Genomic DNA, 6515 nt, shown 5'->3' with positions numbered 1-6515 from the left:
GGGATATCCTTTCGAGGGTATTTTGGGCAGACTGGTTGCAGCTGGTCTGTCCTTTTTTATTTTTACACCCAAAAACCAAAAAAGGTACCAACAACCAATCGCGTGAGCGAGTGGTCATCAGTACCAAATATTTTAGAGCCTAAAAATCGCCAACCTCTTTATTTATCGATATAGATGGAATTGGCTAATTTGACGGCCAAATAAATCTATGTAAGTCCCTTGATTGGTAAACCCGACCTTTTCAAGAACCCTAAGTGATCCGATGTTATCTGCTAGGACATCAGCCCAAAGTGTAAAGTGAGGAGGCAATTTCGCGATGAAGGCTGTTGCGACATCCGTCATAATACCGTGTCCCCAGAAATCAGGGGCTAAAAAGTAAGCAAGGTCAGCTTCAGTAGCAAGTGGCTCACCCAGTTCATTTGCCCGTTGGTAGGCAACGATACTACCTTGTGGCGTGCCATCGATGATAATTGCAGCTTGGTATGTTTGATAAATATCATTTTCGAATGCTTGTTGTTGACTAGCCACCGATTTTGCATCAATCCCAATTGCTGTGGCAATTGGGGGCAGGGTAATGAGTGCTTGGTAAGCTGGAAAATCAGCCAGTTGCCAAGGCCTTAAGTCAAATGTCATAGGGGCTCCTTTAGGATATAATTATTTTCATTCTAACATGCTTCACAAAAAGGTCCCTTGACGACATGCTTAAAATTGGCTATAGTTAATCCATAAATTAAATATGACATAGAGGTCGCAACCAACAAAAGTACTTAGCTAAGTCGGCAGACAGCGCGGTTAAGGAAAGGGGAGGTTGCCGAAATGTGTTTTGTGGCAACAAAACATGTTGGTCTAGACGTGAACAACGGTTAGACTGTCGCAGCAAAATCTGTCGGCTGCGGAGCGCTATCGACAACACTAAAGACTACCAATTATGGTCCCTAGTTTATGCGATGGTATAAGCTAGGGATTTTTTGTTATTAGTGCGATTAGGCCTCTCATTTAGGAGGAGTTATGTCAGAAGAAACACAACAGCCAGGTGCGTTGAAGCGAACAATGAAGACGCGTCACCTGTCGATGATTGCCTTAGGTGGAACCATCGGTACCGGCCTGTTCGTTGCCTCGGGTGCGACGGTTGCACAAGCAGGTCCGTTTGGTGCCTTAACCTCATACGCCGTAATCGGCTTGATGGTTTACTTCCTAATGACAAGTTTGGGTGAGATGGCAACGTATATGCCGGTATCAGGCTCATTTTCAACTTATGCAGATCGCTTTGTTGATCCTGCCTTCGGGTTTGCCATGGGCTGGAACTACTGGTTCAATTGGGCTATCACCGTTGCCGTTGAAGCAGCAACAGTTGGCGTGGTGATGGGCTACTGGTTGCCGCACGTACCAACCTGGATTTGGTCAGCTATTGTCCTAGCTTTGATTACAGTGATTAATCTAATGTCGGCTAAGTCATATGCTGAAACCGAGTTTTGGATGGCAACAATTAAGGTTGTTGCAGTTATTGCGTTCTTGATTATTGGGGTCGCGACGATTTTCGGTATCATGTCTTATCATCCTGATGTGGCACGAAACTTGTCTGCCGGCGGTAACCACGGTTTCGTGGGTGGCTTCGGTGGCATGCTGGCTGTCTTCATGGTTGCTGGCTTCTCATTCCAAGGAACGGAAATGGTTGGGATTACGGCTGGTGAGTCGGAAACGCCGGAAACATCAGTGCCAACGGCGATTAAGCAAGTGTTCTGGCGCATTCTATTGTTCTATATCTTGGCAATTTTCATTATTGGTGCATTGCTTTTCTACAAGAACCCAGCTTTGTTGCACTCGAGTGAAACGAATATTGCCGTGTCACCGTTTACATTGGCCTTTAAGCAAGCAGGGCTTGCTGGGGCGGCCTCATTGATGAATGCCGTGATTTTGACCTCAGTGATTTCATCAGCCAATTCGGGTGTCTATGCGTCAACACGTATGTTGTATGCGATGGCTCAAGAAGGTAAGGCACCAAAGATTTTCGGTCGGGTGAACATTAACACGGGTATCCCAGTACCAGCATTGTTAGCGACAGTTGCGGTCGGCTTACTAACATTCGTCACATCGGTCTTTGGACCAGGTATCTACTACTACTTGGTCGCCGCTTCTGGGTTGACTGGTTTCATTGCCTGGATTGGTATTGCCATTTCACACTATCGCTTCCGTCGGGCTTTCGTTGCGCAAGGACGAGACATTAAGAAGTTGCGTTATCATGCAAAGTGGTTCCCAGTGGGACCGATTTTGGCCTTGGTATTGTCAATTGTCGTTGTTGTTGGTCAAGATTTGGCATCATTCCAAGGAACGATTTCACACTGGAATTGGTCCGGCATTATCACGACGTATATGTCAGTGCCATTGTTCTTGGCACTATACTTTGGCTACAAGATCAAGCACAAGACAAAGTTGCGTAAGCTAACTGAGGTTGATTTGGATACGGACGCACGTCAATCATAAATAAAGTAAGTTATGAACCACCTGGTATGTTTCAAATCATGCTAGGTGGTTTTTCTTTGTATAATTGGTGTCTATTATTTGCAACATGATTCGAACAAAAAATGTGTACAAAAAAAGTGAAAAATAGTACAATAAATGACAGTTAGGTAGATACACTATCAACACAAAACGAAGGAGATTTTTCAGATCATGAAGAAGACCAAGATTGTTTCAACGCTTGGACCAGCTAGTTCTGACGTCGAGACTATTACGAAGTTAATCGAGTCAGGTGCCAACGTTGTACGTTTCAACTTCTCACACGGAGACCACGAGGAACACTTGGGTCGTATGAACGCTGTGCGCGAAGCCGAGAAGATTTCAGGTAAGACTGTAGGATTCTTGTTGGACACTAAGGGTGCTGAAATCCGTACGACTGTTCAAGAGCCAGGTAAGATTGAGTTCAACATCGGTGATGTTGTTCGCATCTCAATGGATTCATCTCTTGAAGGTACTAAGGAAAAGGTTGCCGTAACTTACCCAGGTTTGTTCGACGATGTTAAGGTTGGCGGACACGTGTTGTTCGACGACGGTAAGATTGACATGTTGATCACTGAAAAGGATGAAGCTAACCGCGAATTGGTTACTGAAGTTCAAAACCACGGTTTGTTGGGATCACGTAAGGGTGTTAACGCACCTGGTGTTTCAATCAACTTGCCAGGTATCACTGAAAAGGATGCCGATGACATCCGCTTCGGTTTGGAACAAGGTATCCAATACATCGCCGCTTCATTCGTACGTAAGCCTTCAGACGTTGAAGACATCCGTGCTTTGTTGGTAGAAGCTGGTAAGGAAGATGTTATGATCTTCCCTAAGATCGAATCTCAAGAAGGTATCGACAACTTTGCCGAAATCTTGAAGGTTTCTGATGGTTTGATGATTGCTCGTGGAGACATGGGTGTTGAAATTCCAGCAGAAAACGTGCCTTTGGTACAAAAGGACTTGATCCGCATGATGAACGCTGCTGGTAAGCCAGTTATTACGGCTACTGACATGTTGGATTCAATGCAAGAAAACCCACGTCCTACACGTGCCGAAGCTTCTGACGTTGCCAACGCCGTATTTGACGGAACTGACGCTACGATGTTGTCAGGTGAGTCAGCTAACGGTGCATACCCAGTTGCTGCTGTTGCTACGATGGCCCGCATCGATGAAAAGGCAGAAACTGCTTTGGCATTGAACGGTCGTCACGTAAACAACTTTGACGCTACTGACGTTACTGAATCAGTTGCTGCTGCTGTTGCTACGGCTGCAGCAAACTTGAACGTTAAGGCTATCGTTGCCGCAACGACTTCAGGTTACACTGCAAAGATGATTTCAAAGTACCGTCCTAACGCCGACATCTTGGCATTGACTTTCGACGAGCGTGTACAACGTTCATTGACGGTTTACTGGGGTGTACAACCAGTTATCTCAGAAGCAGTGGACAACACTGATGCTTTGATTGACTTGGCTAAGAAGGAAGTTGTTGCTGCAGGTTTGGCAGAAAAGGGTGATACTATCATCGTTACTGCAGGTATTCCTGTAACGACTTCAGGTACGACTAACTTGATGACGATCGTTACGGTCGACTAATTAGTTAGTTGTTAATTAAGAACGAGAGATACTTGTTATCTCCCGTTCTTTTTTTATGTTATTCTTTAGGTAATACTAATACGAATTGATGAGGAAAAGCTGATGAGTTGGCAAGAAGTAATCGTCGAGACCCAAAGTGAAGCGGTCGAAGCGGTAAGCAATATTTTGATGGAAGCCGGCGCCGAAGGAATTCAAATTGATGACGCCGCTGATGTAGATAGTTACGAACCAGCCGATGCAACCGTGTGGGTTGATTGGGATGTTGTTGAACACCGGGAATCTGGTGCCGTGGTGGCAGGGTACTTCCCAGAAAATGTCAACTTGCCTGAGGTGATTAACGATGTGCAAATGCGCGTTAATCAATTAGCTGATTTCGGATTGGATGCAACGCCTGGTACTGTGACGACGACTGCTGTTAAGGACTCTGACTGGGCGACGGAATGGCAGAAGTATTACCACCCAGTTCGGGTTACACGTCATTTGACCGTTGTACCGAAGTGGGAAGAGTATGTTCCAGCACAAAAGGATGAACAAGTTATTGTGCTTGATCCAGGCATGGCATTCGGTACCGGTACTCACCCAACGACACGGTTGATGATGCAAGCGCTTGAAATTGTGATTCGTGGTGGTGAACGTTTGTTGGATGTCGGCACTGGTTCAGGTGTCCTTGGTATTGCCGCTAAGTTGTTGGGTGCTAGCTCAGTACTTGGCACGGATATTGATGAAGTTGCGGTTCGTTCTGCCCAAGGTAACCTGGATTTAAACCCGATTGCATCAGATATCAAGGTGATGGCGAGTGACCTATTGCAGGACGTGCCAGCCCAGGAGTTTGATATCGTGGTTGCTAATATGTTGGCAGAGGTGCTGGTACCATTGATTCCACAAGTTGAATCTGTTTTACGACCAGGTGGTAAATTCTTGTTGTCAGGTATCTACCAAGATAAGGCGGACGTCATCGTTGCCAAGTTAGAGGCCTCAGGATACGTCGTGGACGAGAAAATGAAGCTTGGTGAGTGGTACGGCTTGATTGCGCACCGAGCAAGTGAGGATGAAAAGTAATGCAACGTTATTTTTTGACGGAAACGCCAGAGACTGACGAGTTTGAGTTGCCGGCTGACATTGCGCATCATTTGATGACGGTTTTACGTGGCAAAGTTGGCACAATGGCTGAGTTTGTTTATCCCGATCGCGAAACGATGGTTGTTGCCAAGGTTAGCGAGATTGATGGTGATGTGACACGTATGACGGTGGTGGAACATGTTGAAGCTAATGTTGAACTTCCTGTGCAGGCGACTTTGATTTTAGGACTGGCAAAGGGCGATAAGCCTGAGCTTGTGGTGCAGAAAGCGACTGAATTAGGGGTGCATCACATTATCTTTGTTGAAACTGATTGGTCGGTCGTGCATTGGGGCATGAAGGCAGATAAAAAAATTGCTCGTCTCGCCAAGATTGCACAAGGCGCTGCTGAACAATCCCACCGATTGACTGTGCCGGATGTTCAGTATTTGCCAAATTTGCAAGCGCTGACGCTACCGGAAGCAATGATCAAAATTGTGGCTTGGGAAGAAAGCGCAAAGCAAGGGGAAGCAGCGATGCTTGCCCAACAGTTCGCCCAGTTGCATCCAGGTGACGAAGTAGCCTTTTTGGTTGGTCCTGAAGGTGGCTTAAAGGAAGCTGAGTTAGAATTACTAACGGAAAAGTTTGGGTTTGTAGCGGCAGGACTTGGTCCACGTATATTACGCGCTGAAACAGCACCGCTTTATGCGCTTAGCGCCCTGAGTTTTGCGCTCGAGTTAGAACGTTAGGAAAGATTAGTGTGGTAACACAAAAGAGGTAAGGAACATGAAGCGATTAAAGGAAGCGTTTGATTGGCGTTTTTGGGTTTGGGTACCAATTCTGGCACTCTTAGTACCTTTTGTTATTAATAAAACGGCATTGAGCGTTAATTTTAAAATTGTCTTTTCATTATTTATTGTGAATATGATTTTTAGTATTATCGCAGGTGCGTTCTTACGGAAACATGGTGCATTTTGGTATTTGCTATTTATTTGGCCCATTTTTTTCTTGGCTTCAATTTGGTTAGGGCTAAATTCACATATGTACGGTTATTACTTAGCCGCACTGTACTTCGTCATTGAGTTGTTTGCGTTTACGCGCGGACAAGAGGAAGAAGTTGATGTGGAGAATCAAATTCCAGTGGATGGCGGTTTCCGCGAAATATAATGACATCGTGATTGACGTGTCATGAGGCTTTACGTCCTAAGGAGGCTGGGACAGAACAGTTCTTTCTTTTTATCCAAAAATAACGGGATTTTATCCCGCCATGATGGCCATTTTCGTCATATTCATGGCCATCATAACCAGTCCGGTTTCTATTTTCACGTTTCGCAAACCGCGAACCATGAATCTGCCCACGCCAAAAT

The 6515-nt window shown here is 45.5% G+C and carries 6 protein-coding genes and 1 riboswitch; of the genes, 5 read left to right on the top strand and 1 reads right to left on the bottom strand.

Features of this window, described 5'->3' with window-relative positions; genetic code table 11:
* Positions 1-162: 162 nt before the first annotated feature.
* Positions 163-633: a GNAT family N-acetyltransferase gene (locus ACJ28U_RS00355; RefSeq protein WP_407618027.1), complete on the bottom strand. Its 471-nt coding sequence runs from the start codon at positions 631-633 to the stop codon at positions 163-165.
* A 101-nt stretch (positions 634-734) separates the two neighbouring features.
* Positions 735-911, top strand: a riboswitch (Lysine riboswitch).
* Positions 912-1008: 97 nt separating this feature from the next.
* Here ACJ28U_RS00355 and ACJ28U_RS00350 point away from each other — a divergent pair.
* The 5 genes from ACJ28U_RS00350 (at position 1009) to ACJ28U_RS00330 (ending at position 6315) form a co-directional block, all read left to right on the top strand.
* Positions 1009-2481, top strand: a complete 1473-nt coding sequence (locus ACJ28U_RS00350; RefSeq protein ID WP_407618026.1) for an amino acid permease — start codon at positions 1009-1011, stop codon at positions 2479-2481.
* 189 nt (positions 2482-2670) lie between these two features.
* A complete protein-coding gene (gene pyk / locus ACJ28U_RS00345) occupies positions 2671-4092 on the top strand; it encodes a pyruvate kinase (RefSeq protein ID WP_062358960.1) in 1422 nt (473 codons plus the stop codon).
* A 102-nt stretch (positions 4093-4194) separates the two neighbouring features.
* Positions 4195-5151 carry a 50S ribosomal protein L11 methyltransferase gene (prmA, locus tag ACJ28U_RS00340; protein ID WP_407618025.1) on the top strand — a complete coding sequence of 319 codons (957 nt, stop codon included), beginning with the start codon at positions 4195-4197 and terminating at the stop codon, positions 5149-5151.
* Positions 5151-5897 (top strand): 16S rRNA (uracil(1498)-N(3))-methyltransferase, encoded by a 747-nt coding sequence (locus ACJ28U_RS00335; RefSeq protein WP_099087545.1) that lies wholly within the window; start codon positions 5151-5153, stop codon positions 5895-5897. Before prmA ends, ACJ28U_RS00335 begins: the two co-directional genes overlap by 1 nt.
* A gap of 37 nt (positions 5898-5934) precedes the next feature.
* Positions 5935-6315, top strand: coding sequence for a hypothetical protein (locus ACJ28U_RS00330; RefSeq protein WP_010372668.1), 381 nt, complete (start codon positions 5935-5937; stop codon positions 6313-6315).
* Positions 6316-6515: the final 200 nt, after the last annotated feature.

The organism is Weissella sp. MSCH1, assembly GCF_045799135.1.
Classification (GTDB): domain Bacteria; phylum Bacillota; class Bacilli; order Lactobacillales; family Lactobacillaceae; genus Weissella.
The sequence above is the reverse complement of the archived record's forward strand: the minus strand, read 5'-3'. Positions and strand labels throughout refer to the sequence as shown.